Source organism: Methanococcus vannielii SB (assembly GCF_000017165.1).
GTDB lineage: Archaea > AGJL01 > Methanococci > Methanococcales > Methanococcaceae > Methanococcus > Methanococcus vannielii.
Genome location: NC_009634.1, coordinates 747,535 through 766,121, shown reverse-complemented (window position 1 = coordinate 766,121; position 18,587 = coordinate 747,535). Strand labels below are relative to the sequence as shown.

18 protein-coding genes are annotated in these 18,587 nt (G+C 30.8%); 9 read left to right on the top strand and 9 right to left on the bottom strand.

Annotation, left to right across the window (positions count from 1 at the left end; genetic code table 11):
• Positions 1-10: 10 nt before the first annotated feature.
• The 7 genes from MEVAN_RS03645 to smc all read right to left on the bottom strand — a co-directional run bounded on the left by MEVAN_RS03645 (position 11) and on the right by smc (position 6,750).
• Entirely contained in the window at positions 11-472 is a 462-nt protein-coding gene (locus tag MEVAN_RS03645) for a 50S ribosomal protein L22 (RefSeq protein ID WP_011972522.1), read from the bottom strand.
• A gap of 20 nt (positions 473-492) precedes the next feature.
• Positions 493-702 (bottom strand): hypothetical protein, encoded by a 210-nt coding sequence (locus MEVAN_RS03640; RefSeq protein WP_011972521.1) that lies wholly within the window; start codon positions 700-702, stop codon positions 493-495.
• A gap of 92 nt (positions 703-794) precedes the next feature.
• The gene (locus tag MEVAN_RS03635; RefSeq protein WP_048059145.1) at positions 795-1,064 is read right to left on the bottom strand and encodes an elongation factor 1-beta; all 270 of its coding nucleotides are present in this window, start codon (positions 1,062-1,064) and stop codon (positions 795-797) included.
• Positions 1,065-1,093: 29 nt separating this feature from the next.
• Positions 1,094-1,258, bottom strand: a complete 165-nt coding sequence (locus tag MEVAN_RS03630; RefSeq protein ID WP_011972519.1) for a zinc finger domain-containing protein — start codon at positions 1,256-1,258, stop codon at positions 1,094-1,096.
• A gap of 17 nt (positions 1,259-1,275) precedes the next feature.
• The gene (gene mfnE, locus MEVAN_RS03625; RefSeq protein WP_011972518.1) at positions 1,276-1,905 is read right to left on the bottom strand and encodes a [5-(aminomethyl)furan-3-yl]methyl phosphate kinase; all 630 of its coding nucleotides are present in this window, start codon (positions 1,903-1,905) and stop codon (positions 1,276-1,278) included.
• Positions 1,906-1,913: 8 nt separating this feature from the next.
• Complete coding sequence (locus tag MEVAN_RS03620; protein WP_011972517.1) at positions 1,914-3,161, bottom strand: M20 family metallo-hydrolase; 1,248 nt, start codon at positions 3,159-3,161, stop codon at positions 1,914-1,916.
• Positions 3,162-3,180: 19 nt separating this feature from the next.
• Positions 3,181-6,750: a chromosome segregation protein SMC gene (gene smc, locus MEVAN_RS03615; protein WP_011972516.1), complete on the bottom strand. Its 3,570-nt coding sequence runs from the start codon at positions 6,748-6,750 to the stop codon at positions 3,181-3,183.
• Between the two features lie 440 nt (positions 6,751-7,190).
• Here smc and MEVAN_RS03610 point away from each other — a divergent pair, with 440 nt between their 5' ends.
• From MEVAN_RS03610 to aroD, 3 genes are all read left to right on the top strand, one after another.
• Entirely contained in the window at positions 7,191-8,492 is a 1,302-nt protein-coding gene (locus tag MEVAN_RS03610) for a pyridoxal phosphate-dependent aminotransferase (protein WP_011972515.1), read from the top strand.
• 171 nt (positions 8,493-8,663) lie between these two features.
• Positions 8,664-10,994 carry a DEAD/DEAH box helicase gene (locus tag MEVAN_RS03605; protein ID WP_011972514.1) on the top strand — a complete coding sequence of 777 codons (2,331 nt, stop codon included), beginning with the start codon at positions 8,664-8,666 and terminating at the stop codon, positions 10,992-10,994.
• Positions 10,991-11,647: a type I 3-dehydroquinate dehydratase gene (aroD, locus tag MEVAN_RS03600; protein ID WP_011972513.1), complete on the top strand. Its 657-nt coding sequence runs from the start codon at positions 10,991-10,993 to the stop codon at positions 11,645-11,647. Before MEVAN_RS03605 ends, aroD begins: the two co-directional genes overlap by 4 nt.
• Before the next feature lie 6 nt (positions 11,648-11,653).
• Here the strand turns inward: aroD and MEVAN_RS03595 are convergent, their stop codons facing one another.
• Positions 11,654-12,070 (bottom strand): DUF371 domain-containing protein, encoded by a 417-nt coding sequence (locus tag MEVAN_RS03595; RefSeq protein ID WP_011972512.1) that lies wholly within the window; start codon positions 12,068-12,070, stop codon positions 11,654-11,656.
• 144 nt (positions 12,071-12,214) lie between these two features.
• Between MEVAN_RS03595 and MEVAN_RS03590 the strand changes: the two genes are divergently transcribed.
• From MEVAN_RS03590 to MEVAN_RS03570, 6 genes are all read left to right on the top strand, one after another.
• Positions 12,215-13,657, top strand: a complete 1,443-nt coding sequence (locus MEVAN_RS03590; protein WP_011972511.1) for an RtcB family protein — start codon at positions 12,215-12,217, stop codon at positions 13,655-13,657.
• A gap of 66 nt (positions 13,658-13,723) precedes the next feature.
• The gene (asd, locus tag MEVAN_RS03585; protein ID WP_011972510.1) at positions 13,724-14,770 is read left to right on the top strand and encodes an aspartate-semialdehyde dehydrogenase; all 1,047 of its coding nucleotides are present in this window, start codon (positions 13,724-13,726) and stop codon (positions 14,768-14,770) included.
• A 146-nt stretch (positions 14,771-14,916) separates the two neighbouring features.
• Complete coding sequence (locus tag MEVAN_RS08990; protein ID WP_011972509.1) at positions 14,917-15,084, top strand: hypothetical protein; 168 nt, start codon at positions 14,917-14,919, stop codon at positions 15,082-15,084.
• Positions 15,081-16,160, top strand: a complete 1,080-nt coding sequence (locus MEVAN_RS03580; protein ID WP_011972508.1) for a permease — start codon at positions 15,081-15,083, stop codon at positions 16,158-16,160. Before MEVAN_RS08990 ends, MEVAN_RS03580 begins: the two co-directional genes overlap by 4 nt.
• A gap of 70 nt (positions 16,161-16,230) precedes the next feature.
• Positions 16,231-17,379 carry an MFS transporter gene (locus tag MEVAN_RS03575; protein ID WP_048059232.1) on the top strand — a complete coding sequence of 383 codons (1,149 nt, stop codon included), beginning with the start codon at positions 16,231-16,233 and terminating at the stop codon, positions 17,377-17,379.
• Positions 17,380-17,408: 29 nt separating this feature from the next.
• A complete protein-coding gene (locus MEVAN_RS03570; protein ID WP_011972506.1) occupies positions 17,409-17,651 on the top strand; it encodes an MTH895/ArsE family thioredoxin-like protein in 243 nt (80 codons plus the stop codon).
• Between the two features lie 68 nt (positions 17,652-17,719).
• On the opposite strand, the gene MEVAN_RS03565 is transcribed toward MEVAN_RS03570, so the two are convergent.
• Positions 17,720-18,574 (bottom strand): MEMO1 family protein, encoded by an 855-nt coding sequence (locus MEVAN_RS03565; protein ID WP_011972505.1) that lies wholly within the window; start codon positions 18,572-18,574, stop codon positions 17,720-17,722.
• Between the last annotated feature and the right edge of the window lie 13 nt (positions 18,575-18,587).

Below are 18,587 nucleotides of genomic sequence, written 5' to 3'. Positions count from 1 at the left end.
TGTTTCACCGTTAGTAGAATTCTTCAAGAATTACTTGAATGTGGATTGTTTCTTGGTATTTAGGACTTGCTCTACCAAACGCTCTAGGCATGAATCTTTTTATTATAAATCCTTTATTTGAAGAAATGTGTTTAATCCTTAACTTTTCTGTGTTTAATCCTTTGTATTCAGCGTTTTTCTTAGCGTTATCTAACACTTTTAATATTTCTTCAGTAGCTTTCTGTGGAAATCTACCTGCATGAGTTCCAATTTTTCCTTTTCTGTGTGGAACATCCTTATTGTGTACTTTAAATGGGACTGGAGTTTCTAATGCAAGAACTCTATTTAAGAATGAAACAGCTGTCTCTAATTTCATTCCGTTAATTTCTCTACAAATTTCAAGTGCGTGTTTTTTTGAAATTCTTAAAGTTCTGCCCATAGCTTTTGCAGTTTTTGAAGGGTCTGCTTCAACTTTATATCCTAATTTTGCCATGTCTTCACCTCAAATTTGAGTTAGTCTCTCATCTTTAACAGTAGTTTTGCTGTGTTAATGTAGTGAACCTTCACGTTTCCGATCGTGTTTTTTATTATAAAATTGGCCTTTTGATTTCCAATCTGTAAAATGGGGTCAGTATTATGTGTTACGTTGATAGAGTATCCTCTATCTTCCATGTATTCAATAGCCGTTTTAATTTGCTTCAACTTATTTATATAGTTTGTCATAATACTCCCATAATTATAAATCAAAACTCAAAACGAGGTTTTATATTCTATCAGGCGCTTCTTCACTACTTAAAAAAATTTAACAGTTAAAATTATACGAGTGAAAGTTCTACAACTTCAGCACTTTCTACGTCATCTAAAGCATTCATAGCTTCCTCAATAGGATCCATTCCGCCTTCTTGTTCTTCCATTTCAACCATTATAAATACTGAGTATAGTCCAAATGCGAGCGGTTCGTCAATAACTCCCCTACACTTTGCACCAAATTTTTCAACAAGTTCTTTTAAAGATTCTTTTAAAGTTTCTTTATTTATTTCAGGGCTTGTAGGCATTGCCTTTATTTTAGCGATAACTGTTGCCATTTTTTCACATCCAAATATCATTTATTAATTTAAGGGCCTTCGTATCCACATACTGGGCAGTTGTAGACGTTACTTAATTTTCTGCACTTTTCGCACCTTACAAGTTCTGCTTTTCCACAGTTAGGGCATAAGAATTTTGCAGCATTTTCTCTTGGAGCAATTTCGGTATTGCATGTAGTACATTTTTGTTTCATGTTTCTCACCGTAGTGTTTATTCTAGTGTTATTTTCGTATATGTATCTGAAACGTCGTTCAAAATGTTTTTTATTCTCTCAGGATGATTTCCGTTAACAACGAAGCACTCGATGCCGTATTCGGATATAAGTTTTGGTAGGTGTTTATCCACAGATGTAAAACCTTTAATCGTTTTTGTATTTATTGTATTTAATAGTTTTCCTTCCGGATATTTATCATAAATTCCGTCGACATCTGTTGCGATAATTAACACTTTGGATTTTAATAATTTTGCAATGTATGCTGCAAACGAATCAGAAGTAACACTCCAAGAACACGGAAGTTCATCAGTACTAAGTATTATCTTTGAAGGAAGTATTATAACAATGTTTTCGTTTTCAAGGATTTTTTTTGCATCAAAAAGATTATTTGCAGTCTTTATTCCGGAAATTTCTGAAAAATAAATTCCAGTAATGTCAGTACATATCGTGGCAATCTTATGGGCCCCTAACTCCCCTAAATCTGTTCTGTCATAAAGTTCTCGGACAGAATCTGCAAAATTTCCCCCGCCTGGAACTAAAACTATTTTTTTATTTAATTCAATTAGCTTTGAAAGGAGATTTTTTGAGTTAAAGGTTAAACTTCCGCCAATTTTTATAACGTGCATTATCTCAACTATTTCATTATATCAAGATAGACTTTTGCCATATCTATTAACTGTTCTACTTTAATATGTTCATTTGGTTGGTGTGCGGTTTCATACCCTATCCCCCATACTGCAACAGGATAACCTTTTTCCCTTAAAAATGCAGCAACAGTTCCCCCTCCCATTCCACATACTTTTGGCTCTTTTTTAAGCACCGTTTTAATTGCAGATTCTAATTTTGTTACTATTTTTGATTCGGGTTTTGTAGGGGTTGAAGTTTCTATTTTTAAGATATCATAGGTAATTTCTAAATTATCTTTTTCCTTTAAATCATAGTGGAAGAGGTATTTTTCAAATTCATTTTTAAATAATTTGATATATTCATCTATATCGGCAAGAACATCATTTATATCATATTCTGGAAGAATTCTACAGTCAAAATTTAGTTCTACATATCCTGGTATCGTATTTGTATTTTCAACATTATTTTTTAACATAGTTGGCTCAAATGTTGAAAATGGAGGCGTAAATATCGAATTGATATTATTGTATTTTTTGTATAGTTTGCAGTATAGTCCCTCTCCAAATTTAAATGCTAAAACATCAGCATTTAGGCCGTTTTCTGGAGTACTTCCATGACACTGCTTTCCTTTTATTTTAAATTTAATCCACATAATTTTCTTTTCAGCAATTTCAATCAAATTTCCATCAAAAACTCCAAAATCTGGAACAATTATTAAATCGTCTTTATTAAAAAGTTCCTTTTCAAAGTTATCGACTAAGTATGAAAGCCCGTATTTACTGCCATTTTCTTCATCAGACACAAAAATCAAATTTAAATTATATTTAGGGTCAATTTGTTCCTCAAAAATCATTTTTAAAAGTAAAAAAGACGAAACAATTCCCTTATGGTTATCTTCACAGCCTCGACCATAGATGACGTTATCTGAAATAATTGGTTCAAATGGATCTGTATCCCAAAGGCCAATATCCCCGATTGGAACAACATCAGTATGTGATATTATTGTTAGTGTCTTATCTTTTGAAAAATTAAATTTTGAAACGATATTTGGTCTTAAAATGTTATTTTCATCTTTTATATTATAATTTAAAATCTGGAAATTATCGATACCATATTTTTTTACGTATTCTTCAAGTTTGTTTTTTATGTATTTTGTCTTTTCTTCTTCTCCAGGCCCTTCAAAACTAGGATTTACCGAATTTATTTTTATAAGGTTTGAAGAAATATCAACTGTTTCGTCAAAAATACTTTTCATAAAATTCACCAATTTTAAATTATATTTTTAATCCAACGATTTTACTTAACCCTTGTTCCATGCAAACCCCATATATAACGTCAGATTTACTTATCATCTGTTCTCGGTGTGAAATTACAATAAACTGTGAATTTTTAGATGCATTTTTAATCATTTCTCCGATAAGGGCTGCATTTTTCATGTCAAGTGCAGCATCAACTTCATCGAGTACATAAAATGGAGCAGGCGTAAGCCTTTGAATTGCAAATAAAAATGCTAACGCAGTTAATGATTTTTCACCTCCGCTCATCACGTCAAGACTCTGTAATTTTTTATTCATGGGGGACGCATCAATTAAAAGGCCGCCTGAAAAAGGTTCTTCATAGTTTTCAAGGCTTAATTTACCACTTCCTCCAATTTCCCCGTATATTTTTTCATAATTTTCTGCAATCCTTAAATAAGTGTCCATGAATACTTCTTTTTTCCGTTTTCCAACTTCTTCAATTAATTGGAGATATTTTTTCTCTTCATTTTCGTAATCTGCTCTTTTTTGGAATAATTCTTCGTATCTATCTACTATGTATTGATAATCTTCAATTGCACGCATATTTACAGGTTCTAACTTTTTAAGACTATTTTCTAGGTTCATCTGATGCCTTTCAAGAGTGTCAACATCAAAACCGTTAATTTTTTCAGTTATTTCTTCTGAGATATGTTCTATATTTTCACATATATAGAGTTTCCGCTCTTCTTCTTCAAATTTAGTTTCATATTTTGCCCTATCAATAGATAAACTATTAATTTGAGTTTCGTTTTGATTAATCTTGCTATATAATTTTCTTTTTTCAATATTTATTTTTTCTATTTCATTTTCATAACATTCTTTCTTTTCAGTAAGCTCTCTTAAATCTTTAGTCAATTCTTCATATCTTTCCCTTTTATTTTTAAGGATTTCAAAGTTTTTTTCAACATTTACTTTATAAAATTGGATATTATTTTCTAAAATAGACTTTTTTTCGCCTAATTCCTTTATTGTAGTATTTAATTCACTTATTTTAGGAATTAACACTTCTTTAATCAGTATAACATCCCTCTTTATTTCGTTTTCAAGTTCATTCTTTTTCTTTTCAAAAACGATAATATTTTCTTCAAGTCGTCTAATTCTTTTAGAATACTCTGAATTTTCAAAGGAACGTATCTCTTCAGAAACCCTGTCTCTTTGGGATGTGCTGCTGCTTATTTTTTTAGATATTTCGTCAATTTTTCGGTTAATTTCTTCTTTAGAGTCGTTTAAATAGTATAAATCTTCTGAAAACTTTTTATTTTCAAGTTCAAGCTCTTTTATTCTTGTACCGTTACTATTTAAGACTATCTGTTTTCTATTTTCCATTTCTAAAATAACTTTTAACCTACTTTCAAGTTCCATTTTTCTTGACGAATAAGTTGCATTACTTCTGTTAAGCCGTTCAATTTCATCTTTGGTATTTGAAAGCGTACTTTCAAGTTCCGTTATTTCTCCTGCAAGTTTTTGAAGCTTTGTTGTATCAATATCTACCTTTATAATGGATTTCTTTCTAGAATGTCCACCAATCATAGCACCAGATGGCTCGATAACTTCACCTTCAAGAGTTACAAACCTTGCCTTATGCTCTTTTGAAAGCTTTTTAGCAATGTTGAGGTCTTTTACAATTAATGTGTTTCCAAAAACATATTTGAAAACGCATTCGTATTCTGGATTAAATTCTACAAGGTCAATTGCCCGCCCAATTACGCCTTCCTCATTTAAATACATTGCATCAGGCCCGTTGATTCTATCAAGTGGTAAAAAAGTGGTTCTTCCAAGATTGTTTCTTTTTAAATACTGTATTGCCCTTGCACCGTCATCCATTCTCTTTACAACTATATAGTTTAACCTGTTTCCGCCTGCATTTTCAACTGCAACCCGATATTCTGCATCAGTTTTTCCTAAATTTCCTGCAATATCAATTATCCCAGGAAGCTTTGCATCAATTACGTTTTTAACTGCTCTATCAAGACTGAAATCTTCCATGTCTTTTACTGTTTTAATTCTTGCATTTTCTTTAATGTATTCAGCATGATTTTTATCCAACGTCAACTGGTATTCTTTTTTATCATTTTCCAGTTTTAAATGCTGCTTTTTAGAAAATTCAAGTTCAACTGCAACATCTTCGAGTTCTTTATAAAGTAGTTTAGTATCTTCAGTTTTAGATTTCATTTCTTCAAGTTCATTTTTTAAGCTTTGAATAATTTCTTCATTCTTATTTAATCCAAAAGACTTTTTATTTATTTCATTTTCAAGAGTATTCATTTCGCTTTTTAAAGAATAAAATTCATTCTGAAATTCGTTTATCTTTTCAGATAGTTTTCGTTCCTGCTGTTTTAAAATTTCAGTCTGAGTTTCACTTTCTTCAACTTTTGACTTTAATTTTCCTTTTTCTAACTCAAAGTTTCCAATTTCAGTCTTTAAATTGTTGATTTCCGATTCTTTTTCAAGAGTTTGTATTCTTATATTTTCAATTTTATTTCTAGTTTCAATTAGGTCTTTACTTTTTAATTCGCTCGTTAAATTCACATTTTTTAAATCATCAAGGCCCCTATTAAGTGATTTTTTATCATTTTCAACAGTTACTTCCATTTCTTTAATGGATTTATGAATTTCCATTATTTCTTCATTTCCTTTTTCAGTTAATTCACTGATTAAATTTTGAAGTTTAATTTTAATATCATTTGATTTTACATCATATTCTGATATTTCTTTCATAAAACAGGATTTCATTTCTACTAATGCCTCTATTTCTTCTCCAGTTTTATCTAAAATGCCTTTTAAAAATTCTATTCTTTTAGATGTGAATATGTATTTTGTAGCTTTCAACTCCGCATTTAACTTTACATATGTTTCTGCTTCTTCTTTTTCCCGTTTAAGCTTTTCAAGGTTGTTTTTAACTTCATTAATTCTTATATCTATTTTTTCGATAAATTCTCTCGCTTTTTCAAGCTCTTTTGTTGCTTTTTCCCCTTTTTCATCGAATTCTGCAACACCGCTGATTTCATCAATAATTTTTCTCCTTTCATTTGGAGTCGTGTCTATTATTTTTATAAGATCTCCTTGGAGTATAATGTTAAATCCATCTGCATTTAAAGATATTTTCCCAATAATACCAAGTATATCAGATTTTTTTACTTTTTTACGCTGTTCTTCCTTAATTCGCTTAATTACTACACCTTCTTTCACTTCTTTTTCTTCATCCCATAATAAATAGTAGTTATTATCCCCATTTATCTTTACTTTTCTAGAAATTCCGACCTTATCAGAGTCTACAGGCATTCTACGGTCTTTATTGTTAAAATAAAGAGTCACTTCTGCAAAAGTTTCCCTTTTTCCACCATGGTACGTTATAAGCTGATTAAACTTGCCAGCACGAAGGGATTTTGCAGACGTTTTTCCAAGAACAAAACAGATGCCGTCAATAGTATTTGATTTACCTGAACCATTAGGCCCAAGTATTGCGGTAAAACCATTTTGAATTTTCAGTTTTGCATTTTTAAAAGATTTAAAATTTTTCATATGGATTTCAGATAATGAAGCCATTTTATTCACCGATAAACATGAAAGAAGAATTTAACAAGATTAAAATTAATTATTGCTAACATTTTTTGAGTACTGGTATATTAGGTTGTTGATTGTTGGGTTACTTTTATTAAATTAACTTTTAGTTTTTGAAGTAATATGCTATAGGGCATAATTTTTAATCATAATCTTGAAGAAACTTTCAATATCTTCATATATTATATTAATAAATATGGCTCTATTATAAAATTAAAAATCGTTATATTTATATATTATTAATTATAACTAGTCTAATTACGCATTATTTGCATGGTATCTATAATATAATAGAGCCCAATTTAATATTTCAATCCAGTATTTGATACGAAGTATTAGAATCAAAATTTAAAAAAATGTAAAACACTTAAAAACAGTTAAAAACACTTAAAATTCAAGTTTTAACCCAGTTGGAGGTGGAAGCAATGAGAACAGATATCGTAAGTTCGGGAGTTGGAGAATTGTCATATGAAATCAGGGAAATTGTGAAGGTGGCGAAAAGGGCCGAAAATTCGGGATTGGAAATTGTCTGGGAAAATATTGGGGATCCAATTGCCAAGGGGGAAAAGCTTCCACACTGGATAAAGGAAATTGTCGCAGAAACTGCAATGGAAGATAGTTCATACGGGTACTGCCCTACAAAAGGCCTTCTTGAAACACGTGAATTTTTAGCAGATTTAAACAATAGTAGAAATGGAGCGAATATATCTTCTGAAGATATTTTATTTTTTAACGGCCTTGGAGATGCCATAACAAATATATATGGACTTTTAAGGAAAGAATGTCGTGTAATCGGGCCAAAACCTGCTTATTCAACACATTCTTCTGCAGAAGGCCTTCATGCAAACTGTCATCCGGTAATGTATGAGTTAAATAAAGATGACAACTGGAATCCGGATATTGAAGACCTTACTAATAAAATAAAATATAATCCTTCAATTGCAGGAATTTTACTTATAAATCCAGGAAATCCAACTGGTGCAGTTTATTCGAAAAAAGTACTGAGTAATATCGTTGATATTGCAAATGAATATGATTTATTTATTTTAACTGACGAAATATATTCAAATATTGTTTATAACGGTAAAAAACATAATTATTTATCTGAAGTAATTGATGACGTTTCAGGAATTTCTTTAAAAGGCATTTCAAAAGATCTTCCGTGGCCAGGTTCACGATGCGGTTGGGCAGAGTTTTATAATGTTGAAAAAGACCCGATTTTCCATAAATACGTTGAAAACATATGTAAGTTTAAAATGATTGAAGTATGTTCAACAACGCTCCCTCAAAAAGTAATTCCAAGAGTAATGTCCGATAACAGGTATGGTAAATATCTAGAAGAGCGAAAAAAACACTATGAATATGCTTCAAACTATGTTTACGATAGAATGAAAAAAATCGAAGGAGTTACGGTAAATAAAACTAACGGTGCATTTTACAACACATTAGTTTTAGAGAAAGAATATTTAAATGAAGATCAATCATTGAAAATTGAAGATAATGGACTTAAAAATTATATTGAAACTATTTCAAAGGGAATCCCAAATGACAAGAGGTTCGTATACTACCTTCTTGGTTCAACAGGAATTTGCACTGTTCCTTTAACATCCTTTTGTTCTGAACACAATGGCCTTAGATTTACACTTCTTGAAAGAAATATGGAAATTATGAATAACACATTTGAGATAATGGCTGAAAAAATTGAAGAATATATTTTAAGTAATTAATTTTACTATCTTAATTTTAATATTCTTTTAATGTTATTTTTAAACGTTATTTTGTAAATGCTATTTTTTTTAACTCCACCTAATCCCTTTCCACTAGCTATATATTTTATAAATACCTATTTTTTAAAGAAGAATGAAAATTTATTACTGTCGACTTTAAGGTGTTGAATTTTGCACATAAATCATCCATTAATAAAAAATAATATAATTGAAGCGAGAATTTACCAACAACTCGTAGTTGCAAATGCGTTAAAGCAAAATACTTTGTGTGTTCTTGGAACAGGTTTAGGTAAAACTGCAATTGCAGCACTTACTATTGCAGGAATTTTATCAAAAAGAAATGGAAAAGTTTTAATTATTGCACCATCAAGACCCCTTGTAGATCAGCACCAAAAAAGTATGAATTCATTTTTAAATATTGACCCAGAAAAAATAATTGTTTTAAATGGAAAAATTTCCCCTTTAAAACGAGAAGAAATGTGGAAAACCGGGAAAATTTTTATTGCAACTCCTCAAGTTGCAGAAAATGATATAATTTCTGGAATTTTAAAGACAAAAGATTTTTCACTTTTAATTGCAGATGAAGCACATCACACAACGGGAAATCATTCTTACACTTTTGTTGCAAATACTTTTAAACAAAATTCCCATATTTTGGGTTTAACGGCATCTCCGGGTTCAAATATTGAAAAAATAATGGAAATATGTGAGAATTTAGGGGTTGAACACGTCGAAATTAAAACTGAAGAAGATCCAGATGTTTTACCATATGTTGCAAAAGTTAAAATGAGGCCTAGAAAGGTAGAACTTCCAAAAGAGTTTTTAGACAATTTAAAACTTTTGAAAAACGCATTAAAAGAACGTCTAACTATATTAAAAGATAATAAAGTAATTTATACTATAAACGTAAATAAATCCGACTTAATTGGGTTAAATAAAAAAATAATGACAATGGACGATTCAATTAAATACGAGATGTTAAAAGTGTCATCAGAAGCAGTTAAAATTGAACACGCAATAGAAATGCTTGAAACCCAAGGAAAAAGCACTTTTTTAAATTACTATCAAAAAATGCTCTCACAAAACACGAAATCTGCAAAAAGTATTACATTAGACCATAGATTTTTACAAGTCGTTGAAAATTTAAATGAAATTAATATAGAACATCCAAAATACGATAAACTTCTTGAAATCACGAAAGAAATTTTAGAGCAGAATGAAAAAATGATTATTTTTGCACAGTATCGCGATACAGTTCAAAAAATTGTAGAATTACTCTCTAAACATAACATCGAAGCAATAACGTTTGTTGGGCAGTCTAATAAAGATGGAAAAGGAATGAGCCAAAAAGAACAGATAAAAGCTATTGAACGGTTTAAATCTGATGCAAATGTGCTTGTTTCAACAAGCGTTTCTGAGGAAGGAATAGACATTTCAAGCGTTAATTATGTTTTATTTTACGAACCAGTTCCTTCAGAAATTAGAATGATTCAGCGAAGAGGACGTGCTGCAAGAGGCGAAGGTGGCGAAGTAATAGTATTAATTGCCGAAAAAACACGAGATGAGGGTTATTACCGAGCAGGAATTTCTAAAGAAAAAAATATGAAAAATATATTAAAAAATATGCAAGAAACACTAAATAAAAAACTTTCAGAGTCAAAATTTGAAAATTCTGAAATCAAAAATGAAAAAAATAATAATTTGAATTTAAATAATATTGCAAGATTAAAAGCTGATGAAACAGTACTTAAAAAAGAAAATAGCGCCGTTAAACTTGAAAATGAATCTAAATCCGAAACTCTGGATTACCTACTTACAGATAATATTGAAAGAGGCTTTGAAAATAAAAGTTTGGCAAAAATAATAATTGATTCAAGAGAACGGCATATCGGTAGATACATCTCAAAAAAAGCAAATCTGGAATTTAAAACCCTCGAAATCGGAGATTATATCGTGAGTGACAGGGTTGCAGTTGAAAGAAAAACTGCAGAAGATTTTGAAAGCTCAATAATCGATAAAAGATTGTTTAATCAACTTATCGATTTAAAAAAATATGAAAAACCGCTTTTAATAATTGAAGGAGATAATTTTTACAGACTTCGTGAAAATGCAATACAAGGAACGATATTTTCTATAATGATAGACTACCAAATTCCGATAATCTTTTCAAAAAATATGGAAGATACTGCAAATATTTTAGTGAAAATTGCAGAAAAAGAGCAATTAAAGGAAAAGAGAGGAATATCTATACGATATGGTAAAAGACTAATGTCGATAAAAGAAAGGCAGAAGTTTTTGGTTGAAGGACTTCCCGATATTGGGCCAGTAATGGCGGAAAATCTTTTAAATAGCCTTCAAACGGTTGAAAAAATATTTGGTGCAAGTGAAAAAGAATTAACCGCAGTTGAAGGGATTGGAAAAATTACGGCTAAAAAAATACGTGAAGTAGTTACTAAAACTTATAACGAAAAAAATACAATGAAAAATGAGGATTTATTATGATATGCATACCAATAATTGATAATACGGTAGAAAAAGCGTTAATTTCAGCAAAAGAAGCTTTAAAATATGGTGATATTGTTGAATTTCGGCTTGATTTACTTGATAACTTAACTAAATTTGACATTGAAAAATTTGCAAAAATTCCTTCGATTATTACAATAAGGGCAAATTGGGAAGGCGGCGCTTGGAAAGAGTCAAATAATAAGAGAATTGAATTTTTAAAACATGCAATAAAACATGGTGCAAAGTTTATTGATGTTGAATTAAAAGAAGAAAAAAATTTAGAACTCGTTACATATCGGAATGAAATTGGTTCAAAAACAAAAATTATAGTTTCATACCATGATTTTGAAAAAACACCAGAAATAAATGAATTAATTGATGTAGTTGAAAAAGAACTAAAAATTGGAGATATTGCAAAATTTGCAACGTTTTCAAATTCAAAAAAAGATGTCTTAAAAATTTTAGAGGTAATGAACAAGTATCCAGGAGATATAATTGCAATAGGCATGGGCGAATCAGGAAAACTTACTAGGATTTTAGGGCTTAGATTTGGCTCAATTTTAACCTTTGCATCAATGAAAGGAAAATCATCTGCACCAGGCCAGATTGATGTTACGAAATTAAAAGAAATTTTAAATTTGATTGAATAAATAAAATTATTCTAAAATAATTTTAAATTTTAAATCTGCTCCTTTTTTTAATTTTTCAATAATTTCTCGATTTATATCTTTTGAAGCTTTATCTGAATTAATCATTAAAGTTCTACTACATAAAAAATCGCTTTTTCTAATTACAATATCTTTTTCATGAGTATACGTTAAATTTGGGTTTCCTTTCCCAGTTATTATTTCTTTTAAACCTTCAACTTCAATTTCGACAACTATTTTTTTAGAAGTCTTTAAATTTTCCTTAAAAATTTTGGGAAAATCTACCATTGATTGATCTGCACAAATGCCTAAAATGCAGTCACCAGCACATGTTAAATGCTCTTCTTTTGTAATCTCTAAAGTACTTTTATGGCTTCCAATTATATTTTCATGGCCTTTTGCAAATATTGTAAATTCAAAAGTCATAATTTTCACCTTAAAATTAAAAACAGTAATCATTAATACATTGTAGCATAAGTTTTTAATTAGCTAGGATTATTCTTTTATTTGAATATAAAATAATTTATTTTAACAGGTATTATTTTACGGGTGAATTCTACGGGTGAGAAATTGAAAGCAAATGTGAAAAAAATAGCTGAAAAAACGTACCAACTTTCAACTGATTATAAATCTGATATGAAAGTTCCAGGAAATATTTATCTTGATGACATACTTTTTAAAAACCTTGAAGAAGACGTATTTGAACAGATTGCAAATGTTGCATGTTTACCCGGCATTCAAAAGTATTCCCTTGCAATGCCAGACTGTCACTACGGTTACGGGTTTTGTATCGGAGGGGTTGCAGCATTTGATGAAAAAACAGGAGTAATAAGTCCAGGGGGCGTTGGTTTCGATATTAATTGTGGAGTAAGACTTTTAAAAACCAATTTAACAAAAAAAGATGTAGATTCAAACTTGAAAGGGCTTTTACAGGAAATATTTAAAAATGTTCCTTCTGGACTTGGAAGTAAGGGAAAAATAAAAATTACTAAAAATGAAATTGATAACGTACTTGAAGAAGGCGTTGACTGGGCATCAAGTGAGGGTTACGCTTGGAAAAATGATTACAGGCATATTGAAGAACACGGAAAAATGAAAAATGCAGACGCTTCATTAGTTTCAGATAATGCAAAAAAAAGGGGACTTCCCCAGTTAGGGTCTTTAGGTAGTGGAAACCATTTTTTAGAGGTTCAGTATGTTGATGAAATATTTGATGAAAATGCAGCAAAAGCATACGGTGTTGAAAAAGATCAAGTCGTTTTAATGATACATACTGGTTCAAGAGGCTTGGGCCACCAGATATGTGCGGATTATTTAAGATACATGGAAAGCGCATCAAAAAAATATAATATCAAGTTACCGGATAGACAGCTTGCATGTGCACCGATAAGTTCTGAAGAAGGAATGCGTTATTTTAACGCAATGTCTGCGGGTGCAAATTATGCATGGGTAAATAGACAGCTTGTCACAAACTGGATAAGGGAAAGTTTTGAACAAGTATTTAAAATGTCTGCAGAAGATTTAGAAATGGATATAATCTATGACGTTGCACATAATATTGCTAAAAAAGAGCAGCATATAATTGATGGAAAAATGAAAAACGTTATAGTTCATAGGAAAGGTGCAACAAGGGCATTTGGGCCAGGACATGATGAAATTCCATCAGAATATGTTAAAATAGGACAACCAGTTATAATTCCAGGTGATATGGGCACTGCGTCTTATTTAATGCATGGGACTGAAAAAGCAATGAATGAAACCTTTGGATCAACTGCACATGGTGCGGGAAGAGCTTTAAGTCGAGTACAGGCTCTTAAATTATACAAAGGAAATGAAGTTCAAGAAAAGCTTCAGAAAAAAGGAATATTGGTCTTAGCAGATTCTAAAGGGGTTATTGCAGAAGAATGTCCTGAGGCATACAAAGACATTGAAACTGTTGCAAACGTATGCAATGATTCAGGAATATCTTTAAAAGTTGCTAAAATGAGGCCAATGGGTGTAGTAAAAGGATAATTTTATTAATATATAAAAGGAATATTTTACGTAAATTTAAGCTAAAATCGTATTGAAGGTGAAACAATGAAAATTAAAGTAGGAATATTGGGGGCAACTGGAAATGTTGGGCAGAGATTTATACAAATGCTCGAAAACCACCCCATATTTGAACTTGAAGCATTAGGTGCTTCAGAACGAAGTTTGGGAAAAACTTATAAAGAAGCATGTTACTGGTACCAGACTGAACCAATTCCTGAAGATGTTTCAAAAGCAGTAGTTGTTTCAACAAACCCGGATGATAAAGCATATGAAGATGTTGACATAGTGTTTTCAGCATTACCCTCTGACTTAGCAAAAAAACTTGAACCCGCATTTGCGAAAGCCGGAAAATATGTATTTTCAAATGCGTCCGCAATGAGGATGGAAAAAGATGTACCATTAATCGTTCCAGAGGTAAATTATGAGCATTTTGGAATGATTGAAGTTCAAAAGAGCAATAATAATACTGACGGTGCAGTGATAACTAACCCAAACTGTTCAACAATTGCAGCAGTACTTTCTTTAAAACCAATTATGGATAAATTTGGTATAGATTTAGTAAATATAACAACAATGCAAGCCGTAAGTGGTGCAGGATATGACGGAGTTCCCTCAATGGCAATTTTAGACAATCTTGTTCCCCATATTGGTGGAGAGGAAGAAAAAATGCAGACAGAATCTTTAAAAATTCTTGGGAATTTTGAAGAAAACGGATTTAAAAATGCCAATTTTAAAATGGGCGTATCTTGTAACCGAGTACCGGTAATTGATGGCCATACTGAAAGTATTTTCGTAAAAACAACTGAAGAAACAACTCCTGAAGAAATCATAAACGCAATGAATGATTTTGACCCATTAAAAAGGTTTAACCTTCCAAGTTATGCAAAACCTATTGTTATTAGAAGCGAAATTGATAGGCCCCAGCCAAGACTTGATAGAAATACTGGAAATGGAATGTCTATTGTTGTTGGGAGGGTTAGAAAAGACCCAATATTTACTGTAAAATACACTGCACTTGAACATAACACTATAAGGGGAGCTGCAGGAGCAAGCGTTCTAAATGCGGAGTTATTTGTTCAAAAATATCTCTAAATTATTCTTTCTTTTTTAATGCATTAATTTATACTTTTAAATATTTTAATATTTTTTAAATATATTAGAATTAATCGATATATTGAAAGGTATAAATATAACTTTGTTAAAAAATATTAACAGGAGTATATCTGTGTGGTGGTTTAGTGCTTTTCTGGAATTTAAAATGTCCAAAATGTGGAAAAAGAGTAAAATTTAAAGTTGAAGTTTGTATGTGTAATGCATCAGAAGTAAAACTCCCGTTTTGTGAAAATTGCAGGGAAAAAATGGAAGTAGATACTTCAGGACTTAAAGGTAGGAGGCGAATAAATTGATAAATGTTTCAACAATAATAAATATTGCAATAGAAACTTTAATCGATTATTTAAATGTAAATCGAATTATTGCACTCTTTATTGCATTTTTTATGGCCGGGGGAATAGCCTCAATGATAAATAAAAATTTTATACTAAAGTACTTTGGACCCAAAACCCCAAAACATATTTCATACATAGTAGCTTCAGTTAGTGGCTGCCTTTTAGCAGTTTGTTCTTGCACAATAATTCCTCTTTTTGCAGGAATATATAAGCGAGGAGCAGGAATTGGGCCTGCAACAACATTTTTGTTTTCAGGGCCTGCAATAAATGTTCTTGCAATATTCTATTCAGCAGCTCTTTTAGGGTGGAGTTTAGGGATATTTAGGACGATTTCAGCAGTATTTTTATCAATAGTTATTGGATTATCAATGGCATTACTTTTTAAAGATGAAAAAAACAATAAAAACTTTAGAATCGGTGTTGAAGAGAGTATTTCAACAAGACGGGGGTATCAAACATCAATTTTCTTTTTAGTACAGCTTATAATGTTAATTATAATTACTGCATCACAAACTTTGATTCCATTTCTTAGTTTGTCCATATATGGAGGATTTTTATTAAAACACCTTTTAACAGTAATTTTAACTGCAACACTGGTTATAATAACTAAAAATTGGTTTAGTAATGACGAACTCAAATTATGGTTTAAAGAAACGTACTCTTTAATGAAACTTGTAGTACCCCTTTTACTTTTAGGGGTAATAATTGCAGGAATTTTAAAATCAGTAATCCCTCAAGAAATAATTAAAAATTATGTTGGGGGAAATTATATATCTTCAAACCTTACTGCATCGATAATTGGAACTTTAATGTATTTTTCAACATTAACCGAAGTCCCAATTGTAAAATCATTAATGGAACTTGGAATGGGTTTTGGCCCTGCAACAGCACTTCTTTTATCTGGCCCGAGCCTTAGTATTCCAAGTATACTCGTTATTTCAAGAGTGATTGGCAACAAAAAAACTTTAGTGTATAGTTTACTTGTAGTGATATTTTCAACAATTGCAGGGATTTTTGCTGGAAAATTCCTTTAAAAAATCAAAAGGCAGATATACTCTTACCGGCTTATTACGTTAATGAAAACTATTCTTCCGGTGCATAATGATAAAAGAAATTAAGAAAAATCCAATGTATGGTTACTTATTTTACCTAGTAGTTGCAGCGGCAATATCAAATCAAGCGTGGAACACACTTTTTAATAACTATGCTGTAGATATTGTTGGAATAAATGGCTTTCAAATGGGTATAATTCAATCCGTTAGAGAAATTCCAGGATTTTTGACATTTCTTGTAGTTTATATTTTAATAGTAATTAAAGAACACCGGCTTTCCGCACTCTCAACGGTTTTAATGGGAATAGGTGTTGCAATTACTGGACTATTTCCCTCGTTTAAAGGTTTATTGTTCACAACATTTTTAATGTCACTTGGATTTCACTACTTTGAAACAACCAATAAATCACTCACACTGCAACATTTTGGAAAAAAAGAAGCTCCGTTAGTTTTAGGTAGATTTGGAAGTTATTCGGCAATTGTAAGCATATTTTTTGGATTAATGCTCCTTATAAGTGTAAAATTCTTCCCAATATGGTTAAACTACTTAGTTTACGGGATAATAATTTCAACTATCGGACTTTACTTTTTATTTAAAAATCCAATATTTCTAGAAGTTCCAAAACAGAAAAAAGGAATGGTTTTAAAGAAAAAATACTGGCTATACTATGCATTAAATTTTTTAGCAGGAGCTAGACGGCAAATTTTTATTGCTTTTGCAGTATTTTTACTCGTAAAGCACTACAACTTTACGGTTTTGGAGGTTGCCATATTATTTGTTTTAAATAATATATTTGTATTCTTAACCGCACCAAAAATTGCAGAGGGAATAAATAGATTTGGCGAACGAAAAGTGCTGACTTTTGAATATTTGGCTCTTATTTTCATATTTTTAGGGTATGCATTTATAGAAAGCCGGAACGTTGCATTAATATTATATATTATAGACCACGTCATATTTGGCTTTGCAATTGGGATAAACACATACTTTCAAAAAACCGCTGATTCAGAAGACATTGCACCATCAATGGGCGTAGGTTTTGCAATAAATCATATTTCGGCAGTTATAGTTCCGATAATTGGTGGAATATTATGGATGACGAATTGGAAAACACCATTTATAATGGGCGCTATTTTTAGTGCAATTTCACTATTTTTTGTTAAATACATTCCAAAAGATATTAAAATAATCCAAAATTAAATGTCTGATGTAAATTTCGGGTGATTTTCATGATAATTAGAGTATTTGGTATGGGCTGTAAAAAATGTACTGAAACGTACGAAAATGTAAAAAAGGCTTTGGAAGAACTTGAAATAAATGCAGAAATAAAAAAAATAATGGATTTAAACGAAATTTCAGAATGGGTATTAATGACTCCGGCAGTTTCTTTTGATGATGACATAATTTTTGAAGGAAAAGTGCCAAGTATTTTGGAAGTAAAAAAAGAACTTGAAATGTATTTAAAGAGATAAACTTATATGTTATTATTTAAATCTTTTAAAAATACATTACATTTTACTAAACTTTTTTAATTTTAAACTTATTCAATAATTAGTGCTCCGTACCCTACAACTTCAGAATAATCTTTTGTAACATCTCCTGAGGTTGAATATGATAGCAGTTTAGATTCCTTTGCACCAAGCACTTTCATTGCTTTTATCATTGCAATAATGGGCCCGTATCCACACATTGTAACGTTATTTGTTACAACATCCGTGAAAATTTCTTCTTCTTCCATTTTTAAAATATCTTTTATTATTATGGCATCTTTTTTTGAGGCAATTTCTTCTGGTTCATAGTGTGAAAAATCGCTTGAAGCAATGATTATAATTTTTCTATTTAATTCTTTTGCAACTTTTGCAACCATGTACCCTACACCTACTGCAGTATCGTAGTCTTGCAAACTCATTGAAATAGGAACAAATTTAAATTTAGCGATATTTAGTAATTCAAGATGTTTTAAAAAAGGAAGCTGTACTTCAATTGAATGTTCTTTTAAATGCGCAGTTTCATCAAGATCAATTATATCGCATTCCTTCCAAAGCCTTTCTGAAAATTCGTTATCTATTTCAAGATTGCCCAAAGGAGTTTTCCAAATTCCTTCCATTGTGGAAACTACCGAGCCCATTCCCGAGTGATTTGGCCCAATAATTACAGCAGTAATGTTCCCACTTACTTTTTTTGATATTTCTTTATATGAATGTGCAGCAATTGGCCCTGAATAAACATAGCCTGCATGGGGTGAAATAACCCCAATTGGCTTTTCATATCTTCCCAGTTTTGAAGGCAGTTTTTTTGGCCCCCTAGGATTTAAATAGCAGTATTCAATCATTTCTATTAAATCATGGTATTCTAAAGGGTAAAAAATACCTGAAACAACAGTATCTCTAATCATTTTAAGACCCCCT